The organism is Sediminicola luteus, assembly GCF_002514735.1.
Classification (GTDB): domain Bacteria; phylum Bacteroidota; class Bacteroidia; order Flavobacteriales; family Flavobacteriaceae; genus HQA918.
Map to the genome: position 1 here is coordinate 584260 of NZ_NBWU01000004.1, position 16629 is coordinate 600888.

Here is a 16629-nt window from a genome sequence, read left to right on the forward strand (position 1 = left end):
ACGATTATGACAGTCCTGATTAAAGTGTTGATCCTTATCATATTCAGCATGATTTCCTCGCTCTTGAGGTCTTAACTGGTATGACCCCATCTTGAAACGGACTGTTTCATTTAAAATCACATTAAAATGAAAACACCGAAAGTATTGGTACTTGGTGGTACCGGAAAAACAGGAAAACGTATTGTGGCCCAATTGCAACTAAAGGGAATAAAAACCCGAATAGGATCGCGAAACCACAGCCCAGCCTTCGATTGGAACGAACCCGATAGATGGGGAACCGTGCTGAACGGCATAGATCGGGTCTACATTAATTACCACCCCGATCTCGCCGTACCCGGAGCCTATGAATCCATCGCAAAATTATTGACGGCATGTAAATCCGCCCAAATTGAAAAAGTAGTGTTATTGTCCGGTAAAGGGGAAAGCGAAGCCGAACGCTGCGAAAACTTAGTGGCCAGCTCTGGTATAAATTACACCATTGTAAGGGCCAGTTGGTTCAACCAAAATTTTAGCGAAAGCTTTCTGATGGACCCTATTTTAGATGGCTTTGTTGCCCTGCCCCAGGCCGAGGTAAAGATCCCCTTTGTAGATGCCAACGATATTGCCGCTGTGGTGGTAGAAGCACTTTTAAACAATAACCATAATGGAAAAACCTATCAGTTAACCGGGGAGCGCGGCTTGACCTTTAAAGAAGCCATTGCTATCATCGCCAAAAGTAGTAACCGGCCAATCACCTTTGTCCCTATCAGTATCCCAGAATATGTTGAAGGCATGAAAAAGGCCGGAATTCCAGCCGATTTTGTTTGGTTGATCGAATACCTATTCACCGAGGTATTAGGCAATCCGAACAACGCAGAAATTACTTCGGACATTGAAAAAGTACTGGGTAGGACACCCATTCCGTTTGAAAGTTATGCCCAAACCATGGCAGCTTCCGGTTTTTGGCATACCCAATCGAAAACCGCTTCTTAAATTTTGAGGGGAATCCCATTATGCGGATTCCCCTTTTAATCGATATCTTGTCATCCATACTTAATAAACTGTTTACCAGAATATTTTTGCAACATTCCAAAACCAAACCTATGTACCTAAAGCCGCTTTTAATCTGTACCCTGTTGATTACCTCATTTACCCAGGCCCAAAAAAAGAAAAGCTTAGTAGGCAGGGTCGGTGGCTACGAAATGGGCATGGTTGAATGTCATAAAACGCCCGAAGGTTACACCTTTACTTACGAAAATGACAATGAGATAGCGGTTAATGACTATGCTTCTTTCAGCATACCAAATACTGAAAATAGTTTAGAACAATTGTATAAAACCATACAGAAAGGCTTGACCGAAAATCCGAAAAAGGATGTCCGTATTGAAACCAACAGTGATTTCGTTTGGCTAGAATTCACCCGATTTCTAGGGAAAACCGTATACCGCTTTAAACAATCGACCAAAGAGAAAGCCCTGGGCCACGATTATTCGGCCTGGATTACCAAAAAAGAGACGGAACGCCTATTCGGGAAAAAATAAGGCGGATTGCCGCAGGGCCTATACCCTATTTTTTATCCGCCGCTACCGGTTGAAGCTCCATACGCCCCAAATCACGTAACATTTTAAAATGCTGGATAACGGCCGACACCAAAGATCCGTTGCTATGATAGGGCAACCCAAATTCTTCGGCGGTTCGTTTAACGATTGGCGCGATCTTCCGATAATGTACATGTGAGATATTCGGGAACAAATGGTGTTCTACCTGATGGGTAAGCCCGCCGACCAACCAAGACAAAACGGCACTTTTCGGGGCAAAGTTACAGGTAGTCTGCAATTGGTGGGCAAAACGCTCCGATTCCATTTGGCCTTCTTCATTCGGTAACGGAAAATCGGCATTGGGCACTACGTGGGCCGTTTGAAAAATCAGGGTAATGGTGAGTCCGGTCACGAAATGCATGGCCACAAAGGCCAATAGGATCAGCCAAGGTGAAAAATCGCTCAACACCATGGGCAACACCAAGGCAAAAGAAAAGTAGACCACTTTCCAAAGTATCATTTTCAACACCCCATCGGTATAGGTCTTTCGATCTTGAATCAGGCCCATATTAAAATAGCGCTTGTAACGCACAAAATCCTTCACGGTAATCCAAGACAAGGTAGAGAGCCCGTAAAAGAACCAAGCGTAATAATGTTGGAACCTATGCAGGAAATTCTTTTTGGCATGGGGCGAGAACCTCAGAAAAAATGGGGCATTGATATCGTCGTCATGCTCTTCGATATTGGTATAGGTATGGTGGAGTACGTTATGCTGTAGGCGCCATACCTTATCGTTGGCCCCCAACAGGTTAATGGTATAGCCCATAAGCTTATTCACCCATTGTTTTTTGGAGTAGGATCCGTGGTTGGCATCGTGCATAATGCCCATACCGATACCAGCCATGCCCAAGCCACTGATTATAAACAGTAAAAACAACAGCCACACACTGTCGAAAGGCACGAACAGAATGATCAATAACGGAGCCAAATAAAGCAACAGCATGGCGACACTCTTAAAAATCATGGAGCCATTGCCATACCTACTTTTACCAGTTGTTTTAAAATATTCGGACACACGACGTTTCAAAATTTTGGAAAAATCGGGTGGCACGGGCCGAGGGAAAGTTATTCTTTTGATAATCTGCGATTTGGTTAATCTTCCATTTTCTCTTTTGGAAAGCGGTCGCTAAAACCTAGTTTTCTAGGCGACCTAAATGTGCATTTCCGTATCACAAAAGCTTGACAGCCATTGTACTTGACAAATTTAGGGTTTTATTCGATTTAAAATGATTCTAAGTTATCAAGATTTCTTAACCAAGCTTTTTTCCTAGGCAAATATTATTCACCTTTTTAACCCGGATGTACCATCGTTGTAATGCTCACCTTTTACAGATCGAATTCCATTTCAGCCAAAAAAAGTCCGGATCCGGGTGCAATAAAATGTTGTTCCCCAGCCTTTTCGTTGCGAAGCATGGTTTCCAATTCTTCTTGCGATAGCTCTCCCTTACCCAGAAGTACCAGAGCCCCCATCATCATTCGTATTTGATACCGTAAAAATCCTTTTCCCCTCACTAGAAACAAAAAACTCTCTTTCGGAAAGTAGTTTGCGCTATATTCAGTATTGGGGACAATATGCGCATCCAAGACCGTTCGGGTACAATCTTTATGTACCGCATCGCGTACGGTAAAAGCCGAAAAATCGTGGGTACCTACAAATACACAAGCCGCGTCTTGCATGGCCTTTACATTCAAAGGATAGGGAAAGTTGGCCATAATCGGGGCACAAAAGGGATGTTGTTTCTCTTGGAACGAAAACAAATAGCGGTACTCTTTTACGGCCACATCCTGAATGATATTAAAGTCTTCCGGAGCATTTTCGATAGCGGTTATACGTATATCAGCCGGAAGGTTTCGATTCATATCTCCAATGAAGGTGGGAAAATCAGGTATCTCAAAATTCTCGGTAATCAGCAAAAAGGCTCCTGCCAAAGACGATACCCGGGCATCGGTACGGTTGGCCCCTACCACCTTAAATGTCGTCTCTGGCCAAATAAATCGAAGGGTTTTATCCAACATGCCAGCGATGGTTTTTTGCTTGGGTTGTTTTTGCCAACCGGCATAGCGAAATCCCAAATACTGTATGTTAACCAAATATTGAAATCGGGTACGGAACATAGGTTTGTAAAAATAGGGATTGAAGTCCATTACCAACCAAAATGGAACCCCTATTCCTTAAAAAAGGAAAATATTTTCAATCTTACTTATTGTTTTTATGCAGTGACGTTAAATCAATGCGTACCGCAGTTTTCCGTAGAAACGAAATGAAAATAAGGCACAAATCACAATGGTTTTTATACGCAACAGATACGAAAATGAATAAATAGCCCGTTTTATAGTTGTGTCCGGCACCAATATCGGAATCCTATGCCTTATTATGTGCCTGCACCAAACAAATTGGATTTTATGGAAATCTTTCAGCACAACCTCACCGACAAGGTCGGCTTAGGGGATATGGACATCCCCTTTGATCCCGACATTTTCTTTTTATTCGTTTCGCCCAAGTTCCAAGCCTGCGAAAATACCATTAGCGCCTTGCGTGAACGTTATCCGCAATCAGAATTGGTAGGCTGCTCCACGGCCGGCGAAATTTCGGGCTATCATGTAAACGACGAAAGCCTTTCACTGACCGCGGTAAAATTCGACAAGACCAAAATAAAGGTCATTACCGCCTCTTTGACCGATAAGGGTAAAAACTCTTATGATATTGGGTTAGACGTCTCTAAACAATTACAAAACAATGATCTGCGCCATATTCTATTTTTGAGCGACGGACTTCATGTAAACGGCGGAGAGCTGGTGCGTGGACTGCGTGAATTGAACCAACCCAATACTGCGGTAACCGGGGCCCTGGCCGCCGACGGCACCGATTTTGGGAATACCTTCGTAATCACTTCTGATGGATGCCAGAGTAAAATGCTGGTGGCCATAGGTTTCTATGGTGCCGATCTTAAGGTAGGCTACGGCTCACATTCCGGTTGGGACAGTTTTGGCATTGAACGCCATGTTACCAAATCGGAAGACAACGTGCTGTACGAACTCGATGGCCAGCCTGCCCTATCGTTGTATAAATCGTTTTTGGGAAAACAGGCCAAAGACCTTCCGGGTTCCGCCCTACTCTTCCCATTAAGTATGCGCGACGAAGAAAACAAACGTCCGGTTATACGAACCATTTTAGGTATCGATGAAGACGACCAAAGCCTCACTTTCGCAGGCAATATTCCCCAAGGTTCGTATGTACGCTTAATGAAGGCCAATATAGACCGCCTGATTGAAGGTGCCGCCGAATCGGCCCGTATTACCCAGGAAACCAGCGATGAAGAACCTCAACTGGCCTTTTTGTTCAGTTGCGTGGGCCGTAAGGTAATCATGAAACAATTGGTGGAAGAAGAAGTAGAGGCCGTAAGGGAGGTTTTCGACGACGGAATTTATACGACCGGGTTTTACTCTTATGGCGAAATAGGGCCCTTTGATAAAGACTCGCCCTGCGATCTGCACAACCAGACCATGAGCATTACCTCATTTGCCGAATAACCACAACATTCATTTTCAGTAGAACTACCAATCCGAAAAAAAACCTAACCCAAGGATTTGGTACGATAGATAAACTTCAGGGTGCCTTTTTTTGCATCTTTAGGCGCCCTGCGAGTTTATAGTTCTCTAAAATATTATTCTTCTACCCAACACGAATTACAATAAAAGTCCTTAGCTGTTTCCACAAAATATGCACAGATTACTCAAAAGACAATTGAAAAAGGCTGCACTATCTGAATCCTTATTGACGGAAATCGCTCCGTTTTTGGATCAGATCAATGCCGCCTATACGGCTTTTGAAGATGATCTTTCGCATATTGAGACCATCTTGGAGCAAAGTTCTACCGAACTCTTCCATACAAATAAGCAACTACAACAGCATATGGAAGCCATTAGTAGTCAGTTAGAGCGGGTTGCCGGAAATATCAAAGAAGTTATTTTTGAAATCGACCTCAACGGATGCTGGTCATATTTGAATCCGGCTTGGGAGTCTTTAACGGGTCTTAAAGTATCCGATTGCATTGGCCAACGTTATACCGAACATTTGATATGTCCGGATGGCCAGCCCATAATTGACCTTTCGGGACCCCAGGCCAAGGCTTTTACCAGTCTGAACAATAAAACGGCCTGCATCGGCTCGCATGAAGCCAAAAAATGGTGCGACTTTTCGGTAAAGGCCATGTATGGCGACGGTGGTGAGGTAGAAGGCTTTATCGGTACCATTGTCGATATTACCAATCTAAAGCAGACCGAACTGGCCTTGATCGAGGCCAAGGAGCAGGAGACCCAGGCCAACAAGGCCAAAGACGAGTTCCTCTCTACCATGTCGCATGAAATACGTACGCCATTGCACGGAGTCATAGGTCTCAGCCATATTTTATTGGCCGAAGACCCCAAACCCGAACAAATGGAGAATTTAGAGGCACTAAAATACTCTTCAGAACATTTGTTGAGTTTGGTCACCGACATACTCGATTTCAATAAAATAAGCTCGGGTAACCTTAAACTGGAACATGCCGAATTCAATCTTAGGGGCGTGCTCAAAGGATTACAAGGTATTTTTAAGAATAGGGCCAGGGAAAAAGACCTCGATTTTGTGATCAAAACCGATCCGCGATTACCCCCACGTATTATGGGCGATCCCACACGGCTCTCTCAAATATTGACCAATTTAGTAGGGAATGCCATTAAATTTACCCAAAAGGGACATGTAATGATTGAGGTTGAGACGGTAGCCCATCAAGGTAAAGGCATTCCTTTACGTTTTAAGGTAAGCGATACCGGAATCGGTATCCCCAAAGAAAAAAGGCATACCATTTTCCAATCGTTCGAACAAGCCAGTTTAGATACTACCCGAAAATATGGCGGTACCGGTCTGGGATTGGCCATTTGTACGCGACTTTTAGAGCTTATGGGTAGCCAACTTCGTGTTGATAGTGAAATGGGGCAAGGTTCTACCTTCTCTTTCGATCTTATCTTAGGATTGCCCGAGTACCAACCAACAACCAACACCCGAATTTCCGCTGGGAACGAAAATGAGGAAGACTTGGCCAGTTTGGCCCATTGTAAAATACTTTTGGCCGAAGACAATAAGGTCAACATCCTCATCATCAAAAAATTGATGCAAAAGTGGCAGGTAGATTTCGAAATCGTGGAAAATGGACTGCTAGCCTTGGAGAGTGCCATGACCAAGACCTACGATCTTATTCTAATGGATCTTCAAATGCCCGTCATGAACGGTTACGATGCCAGTAAGGCCATACGCGAGAACGTTCAAGGAAAAAACAAGGACATCCCCATTTATGCCCTATCCGCTTCCAATGGGTCTGATATCCAAGAAAAACTATTAGAATATGGTCTAGATGGACTCATCGGAAAACCCTTCGACCCTGATGAACTCTTTATCACCTTGGTCGGTATTATGAAAAACTGTAAAGTGGGTACGGATTAGGTGCCTATAAAAACCACCGACCACCAAATTTCTAAACACTTTCTTTTTCACAGTAGATCGGAACCTTCTATTTTTGCAAGGTACCAACACGTTGAATTGTGGAAGAAAAAAACACTAGCCTACCCGAACCCATACAGTACACCATCGAAAAAATCGGTGGCAATTGGAAAATGCGCATCCTTTGGTTCTTGCGCCAGAACCCCAAACGTTTTGGCGAATTGAAAAAAGGGATACCCCCTATAGCCGATAAAATGTTGAGTGCCCAACTCAAGTCTTTATTGGCCGATGGATATATTTCCCGCGAAGCTTTTGGCGAAGTACCCCCTCGGGTAGAATATGCCATAACCGAAAAAGGAAAAAAATTCATTCCCCTAATCAAACAAATCGAGCAATTCGGTCAAAAGTTGTTAAAGGAAGATGGCCTGATTGAACCCGAGAAAAAGAAAACAGCAAAAAAGAAAGTGGTCGACGAAAGCCAGACCAGCCTTTTTTAAAACCAATCCTTGTCCTTGTCTACTGCTTTGGCAATCAACCAATTTATTGCCCTTGGAGGTCATGGTATGGTATTGGGCCTTTAGCGGGTCATTTTGGTAGAAATTATTACCGTTTGGTTGTTTAACTGCCTATTTTTTGGGTGCTGTTAAACCTTGGGCGTGTATTCGAGTCAATACATTGCCAAAGAGAACCGACCCAAAATGAACATTAAACTTCCGTTTACACTCCTCCTTATTTGCCTTTTCGGATGGGGTGCTTATAGCCAATCGCCCAAAAATGTTCTGATGATTGCCATAGACGATCTGAACGATTTCGTTTCGTGTATGGACGGCAGTATCCAAATACCGACGCCGAACATCGACCGTTTGGCGGCACAGGGTGTACTCTTTACCAATGCGCATTGCCAAGCCCCCATTTGCGGTCCCTCACGTGCCAGTATCATGACCGGATTGTATCCGTCTACCACAGGCAATTACCTGCAATTGCAAGATCGTGATATCAAAAAATCGAACCCCGCTGCCCGAACGGCCGAATTTATACCCGATTATTTCGAAAAACACGGTTATCAAAGTTTTGGGGTAGGGAAAATTTTCCACCAAGGCGACAATGCCCAGGTCTTTGACACCTATGGGGGTAAAAATGGGTTTTATGGTCCCCGGGTTTCACCACGGTTCCATTACGACCCGGCCCTATTGGCCCATAAAAAGGGAAACACCATGACCGATTGGGGCGCCTATCCGGAACACGATAGCCTTATGCCCGATTATAAAAGTACCCAATGGGCCCTGGCCAAACTCCAAGAAATCAAAGACCAACCTTTTTTTATGGCCGTGGGCTATATACGACCGCATGTGCCCTGGTACGTACCCCAAAAATGGTTCGATCGCTTTCCGTTGGACAGTATCGTTTTACCGCCTTACCTCGCGAATGATTATGACGATATTCCGGCATTCGCCAAAAGGGTGACCGAGGCCCCACAGATGCCTACTACCGAAGAGATGCAAGCCCAAAACCAATGGAAGAAGATCATACAGGCCTATAGTGCCTGTGTCGCTTTCGTTGACCATGAAATCGGTAAATTATTAAATGGTTTGGAGGCATCGGAACATGCCGAAAATACCATTGTAGCCTTATGGTCAGATCATGGCTATCATTTGGGCGAAAAGAACCGTTTTGCCAAACAGGCCCTTTGGGAACGCGATACCCGTACGGTATTAATCGTAAAAGACGGTACACATACCCATAAAACCGTTACCGCCCCCGTACAATTGGTAGACCTTTACCCCACCCTTTTGGAATTGACGGGCCTGCCCAAGAAAACGGATTTAGACGGGCGTTCGCTGGCTCCATTGATAAAGCGGCCCAATACCATCTGGCCCTTTCCGGCCCTTTCTTTCTATGGCCATGGAAATTTGGCCATTAGAGATCACAGGTTCCGCTTGATCCGTTATGCCGATGGATCCAGGGAATTATACGATATGAAGACCGATCCGAATGAATGGCGCAACTTGGCCCAAGACAGCAACTATTTGGAAACCATTAACGTATTGGAGGAAGCCCTACCAGAACATTGGGCCGATCTATCCCCTTTTTCGAAGTACAATTTCAATGCGTATTTCCGTGCCCTAACCGAATAACCAAAAACCATTAGTAGATGCCTGTAAGATTCCACCTAAGTTTACTATACCTAGTCCTTGGTTCCCTCTTTGCGGAAGCTCAGACAGTTCCAAGCGAAAAACCGAATATCATTGTCATTTACCTCGATGACTTGGGTTATGGCGATGTGGGTGCCTATGGGGCCACCGAGATCAAGACCCCGAATTTCGATGCCTTGGCCCAGGGCGGCATCCGCTTTACCAATGGATATGCCTCGTCAGCCACCTGTACCCCGAGCAGATACGCCCTGCTGACCGGAGAATATCCGTGGCGTAACCAAAATGCCCGAATCTTAAAGGGCAGTGCCCCATTGATTATCGATACGACACAGGCGACACTTCCTAAAATGCTAAAAACAAAGGGGTACCATACCGGCATCGTGGGCAAATGGCATTTGGGTCTTGGCCAAGGCCCGGTCGACTGGAATCAAAAGGTAGGTCCGGGGCCAAACGAAGTCGGCTTCGACTATGCCTATATTATGGCCGCCACCCAAGATCGGGTACCTACGGTTTATTTAGAAAATGGGTACGTGCAGGGTCTTGACCCCGGCGACCCTTTGTATGTCGATAACTTTAAAAACTTTGAAGGGCAACCCACCGGCAAGGACAATCCGGAACTTTTGACCATGAAATGGCATCATGGCCATAATCAAAGCATTATAAACGGTATTGGTCGCATCGGCTACTCCAAAGGCGGTAAATCTGCCCATTGGAAAGATGTCGATATGGCCGACCATTTTCTGGAAAAGGCCCAAACCTACGTCCGCACCCATAAAGACCGGCCTTTCTTTTTATACTATGCATTACAGCAACCCCATGTACCCCGTACGCCCCATCCGCGTTTTGTGGGCAGTTCGGGTATGGGTCCGCGTGGTGATGTTATCGTTGAGGCCGATTGGTGTGTGGGCCAATTTATGGATACCTTAAAGGAAGTAGGACTGTTAGAGAACACCCTAATCATTTTTTCGAGTGACAATGGCCCGGTATTGAACGATGGCTATTACGATCAGGCCGTAGAAATGTTGGGTGCCCATGCCCCGGCCGGGCCTTTACGTGGCGGTAAGTACAGTCTTTTTGAGGCCGGGGCGCGCGTACCATTCATTACCTACTGGAAAGGTAAAATCCAACCCGGTGTATCGGAGGAATTGGTCTGTCAGCTAGATCTTTTGAATTCCCTGGCCCATTTGGTGGGAGGCGAAACTAGCGACACCGACAGTGCCAATATGAGCCATGCTTTTTTGAATGCGAATGGCCAAGGCAGGGCCTCTTTGGTCGTGGAAGCCCAAAAACGTACGGCCTTACGCCAAGGAGATTGGGTAATGATTCCGCCCTACGACGGTTGGGCCCTGAACAAAAACGTAAACATAGAAACCGGGGTCTCAACGGAATTTCAGCTCTATAATTTAAAAACCGACCTAGGGCAACAAACTAACTTGGCCAAAGAACATCCCGAAAAGCTTCAGGAATTGATTTCTGAATTCGTAAAAATCCGTGGTGCCGTTTACCATAACAACAGAAAGATATCCCAAAAAGAGGACCGCTATGTTTCCGAAAAAACCAAGTAACCGCCAAAAAACAAAAAACTTGACCCGATTCGTCTTGCTTCTTGGCCTATGGCTACCGATTACACTCTGGGCCCAAAAGGCCCCTCCGAAACAGCCCAATATTCTATTGATCACGGCGGACGATATGAATTTTAATTCCGTGGGCGTTTACGGGGCGCCCATAGGCGGTTTAACACCAAATATAGACCGCTTGGCCTCCCAAGGGTTACGTTTCGAAAATGCCCACGTAACCATAGCCGTATGTGCCCCATCGCGGGCCACCTTGGCCACGGGTATGTATCCGCACCATTCAGGTGTTGAAGGATTCTACAAGACCAAAAAAGAGGTAACCTCTATTATTGAAATTTTAAAAGAAGCTGGTTATATCACCGGTGTCTTCGGTAAGGAAAACCATTCATCCCCCGAACCCCATACCCCTTGGGATGTGGTTAAAACACGTGTTGAGCATTTGGGTTACGGACGGGACCCCTCCAAGTATTATTCTGAGGTCAGTGATTTTATCCAGCGATCTAAGCAATCGGACAAACCTTTTTACCTTATGGCCAATGCCATAGACCCACACCGACCTTTTTCGGGTAGCGATCAAGAAAAAAAAGCCTGGCCCGGTATTGAAATCCACCCACCCTCCCGTACCTTTTTACCTAGTGAGATCGAGGTGCCCGCCTTTTTACCCGACATACCCAAAGTAAGGCAAGAAATTGCTGAGTATTATTCTTCGGTCCGTCGTGCCGATGATGTCGTGGGGGCCATCTTAAAAGCCCTAGAAGAAAGTGGGGAGGCCGACAATACTTTGGTCATGTTCCTATCGGATCATGGTATGGCCCTACCCTTTGCCAAGACCAATTGTTATTTGAATAGTACCAAAACCCCATGGATGGTGCGGTGGCCAGGGGTTATTTCCCCCAACATGGTAGATAGGGAACATTTTATATCCGGAATCGATTTTATGCCCACCCTTTTGGATATCCTAAATATCGATGGTCCGACGGAAATGGATGGGAAAAGTTTTAAAAAGCTTCTTTTGGGTAAAAAACAAAGCGGGCGGGAATATGTTTTCACCCAATTCCATGAGACCTCCGCTCGAAAAAGGTATCCCATGCGTGCCGTTCAAAACGGGAAATACCTGTATATTTTCAGTCCATGGGCCGATGGTAAAAAAGTATTCAAAAACGAATCGCAGCACGGGCGCAGCTTTAAGGCCATGCAAGAGGCAGCGAAGACGGACCCCTATATTAATGCACGGGTAGATTTGTTCGTACACCGGGTTACCGAGGAGTTTTACGATTTGGAAAAAGATCCCAATGCCCTGAACAACCTAATAGACCGACCGGAGTATAAAAAAGAGGTGCACCGCTTCTCCAAAAAGCTCGAAAAATGGATGAAAAAATACAACGACCCTGCCCTAGCGGCATTCGAACACCGTGATTCCCCAGAATACTTGGCAGCCTATATGCTCAAGGACAAGGAAATCGCCGACAAAAACCGATTAATGAACAACAAACTGATACATTGAAAAAGATACGGACCATACCACCGGAAAGGTTTCGGAATATATCCGTGCTGCTATGTTTCTTGGCATTCGGATACACCTTTACCCTACATGCCCAAACGGAAAAACCCAACATCATCCTTTTCTTGGTAGACGATATGGGCTCTATGGATCCCGGTTATATGGGAAATCCGTTTTACGAGACCCCAAATCTTGACCGGATGGCCCAAGAAGGCATGCGTTTTACCAATGCCTATGCCAATGCGCCCAATTGTGCCCCAACCCGGGCCAGCATCATGACCGGCTTGTACACCCCACGACATGGTATGTATACCGTAAATTCATCGGCAAGGGGAAAATCAGAAAACAGAAAACTGATCCCCATAGAAAACACCACCAGCTTGGCCCCTACCTTTACCACTATGGCCGAGGCCTTAAAAGCGCAAGGTTATGCCACCCATCATATCGGAAAATGGCATTTGGGGGGTACACCAACCACACTACCCCAAGGACAAGGCTTTGACAATAATATTGCCGGCACCCATAAAGGACACCCCAATACCTATTTTAGTCCGTATCAAAATCCGGAACTCACTGATGGGCCCGAAGGGGAATACCTTACCGATAGGTTAACCGATGAAGCCCTACGGATTATGGAAAGCAATGATGCACAACCTTTTTTCCTATATTTTTCGCATTACGCGGTTCATACCCCTATTCAAGGTAAACCGGACTTGGTCTCGAAATACGGACAAAAGAAAGGCCATTCGGAATGGCATAGCGAATATGCCGCCATGGTAGAAAGTATGGACACCAGTTTAGGCCGTCTGCTACAATACTTGAGGGATACCGAACAAGATCGGAATACCTTGGTTCTATTCTTTTCGGACAATGGCGGGCATGGCGCCTATACCAAACACAAACCTTTACGCGGTTATAAAGGATCGATGTTCGAAGGCGGCTTTAGGGAGCCCATGGTCGCATGGATGCCCGGAACCATTCCGCCCCAAAGTGCTTCAGACGAAGTGGTCATGGGGCTCGATTTCTTCCCTACGTTCATAAAAATGGCGGGAGGCAATCCCAATACATACCAACTCGATGGTCACGACCTGAGCGATCTATTTAAAAACCCCAATACCCGTTTGGATCGGGAAGCGGTGTTTTGGCATTTTCCGGCCTATTTAGAAGCCTATAGGGGATCGGTTCGCCCCGAAGATTTAGTACGGGGCTGGCGTGCGGTACCCTCGGCAGCCATTCGTAAAGGGCAATGGAAACTCATTTATGATTACGAAACCGCCAGTGCCCAATTGTACGATTTGGATAAAGATTTGGGCGAAAGTCAAGACTTGGCCCAACGGCATCCGGAAATAGTAAAGGAGCTAAAAAAGGCCCTACGCCAATGGCAAAAGCAGGTGAATGCCCCGATTCCGAGTCAATTAAACCCAGAATATAAACTCCACTGAACATGTTTAAATTATATTGGTTGGCCCTACTGCTTCCACTAATGGCCCTAGGTTATCAGCAGCAGCTAAAAAACAGTAAACCCAATATCATCTATATTTTGGCCGATGACCTAGGTTATGGCGACCTAGGTTCCTATGGCCAAAAGAAGTTCAGCACCCCGGGGCTTGATCAACTCGCGGCCAATGGTCTTCGTTTTACCCAGCACTATGCCGGTTCAGCGGTTTGTGCCCCCTCACGATGCAGCCTATTGACCGGAATGGATCAGGGCCATGCCGATGTTCGGGGAAACAAATCTATAGGAAGGGGAAAAGGCCAATACCCCCTAAAGGACGAAACAGAAACCCTAGCCGAATTATTACAAAGGGCCGGTTATGTAACCGGGATCATTGGCAAATGGGGCTTGGGCGGGCCCGGGACCTCAAGTACCCCCTATGCCAAAGGTTTTGATTTCTTTTATGGCTACAATGATCAAGGTAATGCCCATCATTATTATCCCCATTTTTTGTGGCGCAATACAAAAAAAGAATTAATCCCGGAGAATCAAGGAGGGAAAAGAGGCCTGTTCTCACACGATCTTTTTACCCAAGAAGCCAAGGCCTTTATCAAAGAGAACCAATCTAGACCTTTTTTTTTGTACCTCCCTTATACCATCCCCCATGCCGATATAGATGTACCGGAAAACGATAGACAGACTTACTTAGGGCAATTTCCGGAAACGCCTTATAAAGGTGGGCATTACTACAAACAACCCACCCCAAAAGCCGCTTTTGCCGGCATGATCCAGCGCATGGATCGCGATATTCAATCCATAAACGATCTTTTGCAACAGTTAGGTTTGACTGAGAATACCCTGGTAATTTTCAGCAGCGACAACGGTCCGCACAATGTTGGTGGGGGCGACCCTAAATTCTTTAACAGTTCCGGGGGGTTACGCGGTATAAAACGTGATCCCTATGAAGGCGGTATTCGGGTTCCCATGATAGCAAAATGGCCGGGCACAATAGCAGCAGGTCAAGAAACGGATCATATTAGCACCTTTTATGATGTAATGCCCACCCTTGCCGAATTGGTAGGTGAAAAACCAAAAAGCAGACTGAACGGTTCCTCTTTTTTATCCATTCTTAAAAACCCGTCTAAAAGTAGCAAGAAAACATACAAATATTGGGAATTTCACGACCGCAAACGCAAATGGCAGGCCGTTCGTTGGGGCGATTGGAAAGGTATACGCATATGCGACAAGGATGGAAAAGAACAAAGATTTGAACTTTTCAATCTTAAAACCGACCCCGCTGAACAAAACGATATTGCATCACAAAACCCGAAGGTAGAAAAGAAAATCAGAAAATTTATGACCAAGCGTGTCCCATCTCCAGTTGCAGATTGGAGCTTCTAATTTGATGATAATCTCCACAAAAAAAGCTTTCCTGAAAACTAAAAGACGCTAAATTTCTTGTCATTTGCATCAAAATTTCATCGTTTTTCTTTTTTTTTCGCTAAAAACAAGAGCCAAAACCAATTGGAAAAAGCCAAAAAAATCGATTTGGTTTTCATTCCCAAAATTAGATAGTTTTCATGGATAATGTTACGCCTAATACCAGCAAGAATAATAGCTGGCAAGACTAGCTCATAAAGGCCAAATTACCGACTACTGGGTATAAAATCCATACGAATACGTACTATTTTTCGTTAATTTTATGGAGAATCGTATTCTTTGGACAAGATATTCCTATGCTATGTTCTAGTATCGATTCAGATGGATTAAATGCAGTATATGGAAATCTATCAGCACAACCTGACCCAACAACAAGACATCGACGATATTAAGATCGGATTTCGACCAGATGTTTGCTTTTTATTTGTTTCCCCCGATTTTCAGGGGTACAATAAACTTCATGAAAAATTAACGGATAAGTTTCCCGGGGCCGAATTCATCGGCTGCTCTACCGCCGGCGAAATATTGGACAACCAAGTACATGATACCAGTATTGCCTTAACTGCCGTTCGTTTTAACCGTACCCGTTTAAAAATCATTACCGAATCTTTAGAGGCTTACGAGGGTGATTCCTTTAAAATAGGGCAACAAGTTACCGACAGGTTAAAACGCCCCGACTTAAAGCATATTCTTTTGTTCAGTGACGGCCTTAACATCAATGGGGGTGAACTGGTACGCGGCCTACGGGCCCAAGCACCACCTTTGACAACGGTTACCGGTGCCCTAGCTGCAGATGGTACCCGCTTTAACAATACCTTCGTAATTACCAAGGCTGGGGCCCAATTTAAGACCTTGGTGGCCCTTGGACTTTATAGTAATCATTTAAATGTAGGTTTTGGTTCCCACTCGGGCTGGGACAGTTTTGGCATCGAACGTTTGGTTACCCGATCCGAAACCAACAAATTATACGAGTTAGATGGCAAACCTGCTTTGGCACTCTATAAATCATTTTTAGGGGAGCAGGCCAAAAATCTACCTGGGTCGGCACTCCTATTTCCGTTAAGCATGCGGGACGAGGCGGGTAAACGCCCGGTTATACGTACTATATTGGGAATTAATGAAGAAGAACAGAGTTTGACCTTTGCTGGTAACATTCCTCAAAGATCCTATGTACGTCTTATGAAAGCCAATACCGATAGATTGATCCAGGGTGCGGCAAAATCGGCCGAAGTGGCCAAAGAAAACGGTCATTCAGAGCCACAGCTGGCTTTTTTGTTCAGTTGTGTTGGCCGTAAAATGGTCATGGATCAATTGGTTGAAGAAGAGGTGGAAGCCGTAAAGGAAGTATTTGGAAATGTAGCGAAAACCACAGGGTTTTATTCGTATGGTGAAATCGCCCCCTTTGACAAAGAATCGCCTTGTGACCTACACAACCAAACCATGAGTATTACAACTATTTCAGAAGATTGA

General features: G+C 45.2%; 13 protein-coding genes. 11 read left to right on the top strand and 2 right to left on the bottom strand.

The features are described from left to right. Positions 1–126 precede the first annotated feature (126 nt). Together B7P33_RS14905 and B7P33_RS14910 are read left to right on the top strand one after the other, a co-directional pair. On the top strand, positions 127–972 hold the full coding sequence (locus B7P33_RS14905) for an NmrA family NAD(P)-binding protein (RefSeq protein WP_097442812.1): 846 nt from the start codon (positions 127–129) through the stop codon (positions 970–972). A 110-nt stretch (positions 973–1082) separates the two neighbouring features. Further along, entirely contained in the window at positions 1083–1520 is a 438-nt protein-coding gene (locus B7P33_RS14910) for a hypothetical protein (protein WP_141402494.1), read from the top strand. A gap of 25 nt (positions 1521–1545) precedes the next feature. Here the strand turns inward: B7P33_RS14910 and B7P33_RS14915 are convergent, their stop codons facing one another. Both B7P33_RS14915 and B7P33_RS14920 read right to left on the bottom strand, forming a co-directional pair. Then, positions 1546–2604, bottom strand: a complete 1059-nt coding sequence (locus B7P33_RS14915; RefSeq protein ID WP_245871806.1) for a fatty acid desaturase family protein — start codon at positions 2602–2604, stop codon at positions 1546–1548. Between the two features lie 299 nt (positions 2605–2903). Beyond that, positions 2904–3692 carry a tRNA pseudouridine synthase A gene (locus B7P33_RS14920; RefSeq protein WP_097443042.1) on the bottom strand — a complete coding sequence of 263 codons (789 nt, stop codon included), beginning with the start codon at positions 3690–3692 and terminating at the stop codon, positions 2904–2906. A gap of 288 nt (positions 3693–3980) precedes the next feature. Between B7P33_RS14920 and B7P33_RS14925 the strand changes: the two genes are divergently transcribed. The 9 genes from B7P33_RS14925 (at position 3981) to B7P33_RS14965 (ending at position 16629) form a co-directional block, all read left to right on the top strand. Next, complete coding sequence (locus B7P33_RS14925) at positions 3981–5108, top strand: FIST signal transduction protein (RefSeq protein WP_097443044.1); 1128 nt, start codon at positions 3981–3983, stop codon at positions 5106–5108. Between the two features lie 190 nt (positions 5109–5298). Then, a complete protein-coding gene (locus B7P33_RS14930) occupies positions 5299–7059 on the top strand; it encodes a PAS domain-containing hybrid sensor histidine kinase/response regulator (RefSeq protein ID WP_097442816.1) in 1761 nt (586 codons plus the stop codon). A 98-nt stretch (positions 7060–7157) separates the two neighbouring features. After that, a complete protein-coding gene (locus B7P33_RS14935; protein WP_245871807.1) occupies positions 7158–7553 on the top strand; it encodes a winged helix-turn-helix transcriptional regulator in 396 nt (131 codons plus the stop codon). Between the two features lie 159 nt (positions 7554–7712). Beyond that, the gene (locus B7P33_RS14940) at positions 7713–9191 is read left to right on the top strand and encodes a sulfatase (protein ID WP_216359392.1); all 1479 of its coding nucleotides are present in this window, start codon (positions 7713–7715) and stop codon (positions 9189–9191) included. Between the two features lie 17 nt (positions 9192–9208). Then, positions 9209–10774, top strand: a complete 1566-nt coding sequence (locus B7P33_RS14945) for a sulfatase family protein (RefSeq protein ID WP_097442818.1) — start codon at positions 9209–9211, stop codon at positions 10772–10774. A gap of 19 nt (positions 10775–10793) precedes the next feature. Beyond that, positions 10794–12287, top strand: a complete 1494-nt coding sequence (locus B7P33_RS14950) for a sulfatase family protein (RefSeq protein ID WP_172435961.1) — start codon at positions 10794–10796, stop codon at positions 12285–12287. Further along, on the top strand, positions 12284–13726 hold the full coding sequence (locus B7P33_RS14955) for a sulfatase (RefSeq protein ID WP_141402495.1): 1443 nt from the start codon (positions 12284–12286) through the stop codon (positions 13724–13726). The genes B7P33_RS14950 and B7P33_RS14955 overlap by 4 nt, the downstream gene beginning before the upstream one ends. A gap of 2 nt (positions 13727–13728) precedes the next feature. Next, on the top strand, positions 13729–15120 hold the full coding sequence (locus tag B7P33_RS14960) for an arylsulfatase (RefSeq protein ID WP_097442823.1): 1392 nt from the start codon (positions 13729–13731) through the stop codon (positions 15118–15120). Positions 15121–15498: 378 nt separating this feature from the next. After that, positions 15499–16629, top strand: a complete 1131-nt coding sequence (locus B7P33_RS14965) for an FIST signal transduction protein (protein WP_172435962.1) — start codon at positions 15499–15501, stop codon at positions 16627–16629.

Excerpts from the sequence above, each read along its gene's own strand:
- B7P33_RS14925 (WP_097443044.1), top strand. The coding sequence starts at position 3,981 with ATGGAAATCTTTCAGCACAACCTCACCGACAAGGTCGGCTTAGGGGAT.
- B7P33_RS14960 (WP_097442823.1), top strand. The coding sequence starts at position 13,729 with ATGTTTAAATTATATTGGTTGGCCCTACTGCTTCCACTAATGGCCCTA.
- B7P33_RS14945 (WP_097442818.1), top strand. The coding sequence starts at position 9,209 with ATGCCTGTAAGATTCCACCTAAGTTTACTATACCTAGTCCTTGGTTCC.
- B7P33_RS14905 (WP_097442812.1), top strand. The coding sequence starts at position 127 with ATGAAAACACCGAAAGTATTGGTACTTGGTGGTACCGGAAAAACAGGA.
- B7P33_RS14920 (WP_097443042.1), bottom strand. The coding sequence starts at position 3,692 with ATGTTCCGTACCCGATTTCAATATTTGGTTAACATACAGTATTTGGGA.
- B7P33_RS14930 (WP_097442816.1), top strand. The coding sequence starts at position 5,299 with ATGCACAGATTACTCAAAAGACAATTGAAAAAGGCTGCACTATCTGAA.
- B7P33_RS14965 (WP_172435962.1), top strand. The coding sequence starts at position 15,499 with ATGGAAATCTATCAGCACAACCTGACCCAACAACAAGACATCGACGAT.
- B7P33_RS14910 (WP_141402494.1), top strand. The coding sequence starts at position 1,083 with ATGTACCTAAAGCCGCTTTTAATCTGTACCCTGTTGATTACCTCATTT.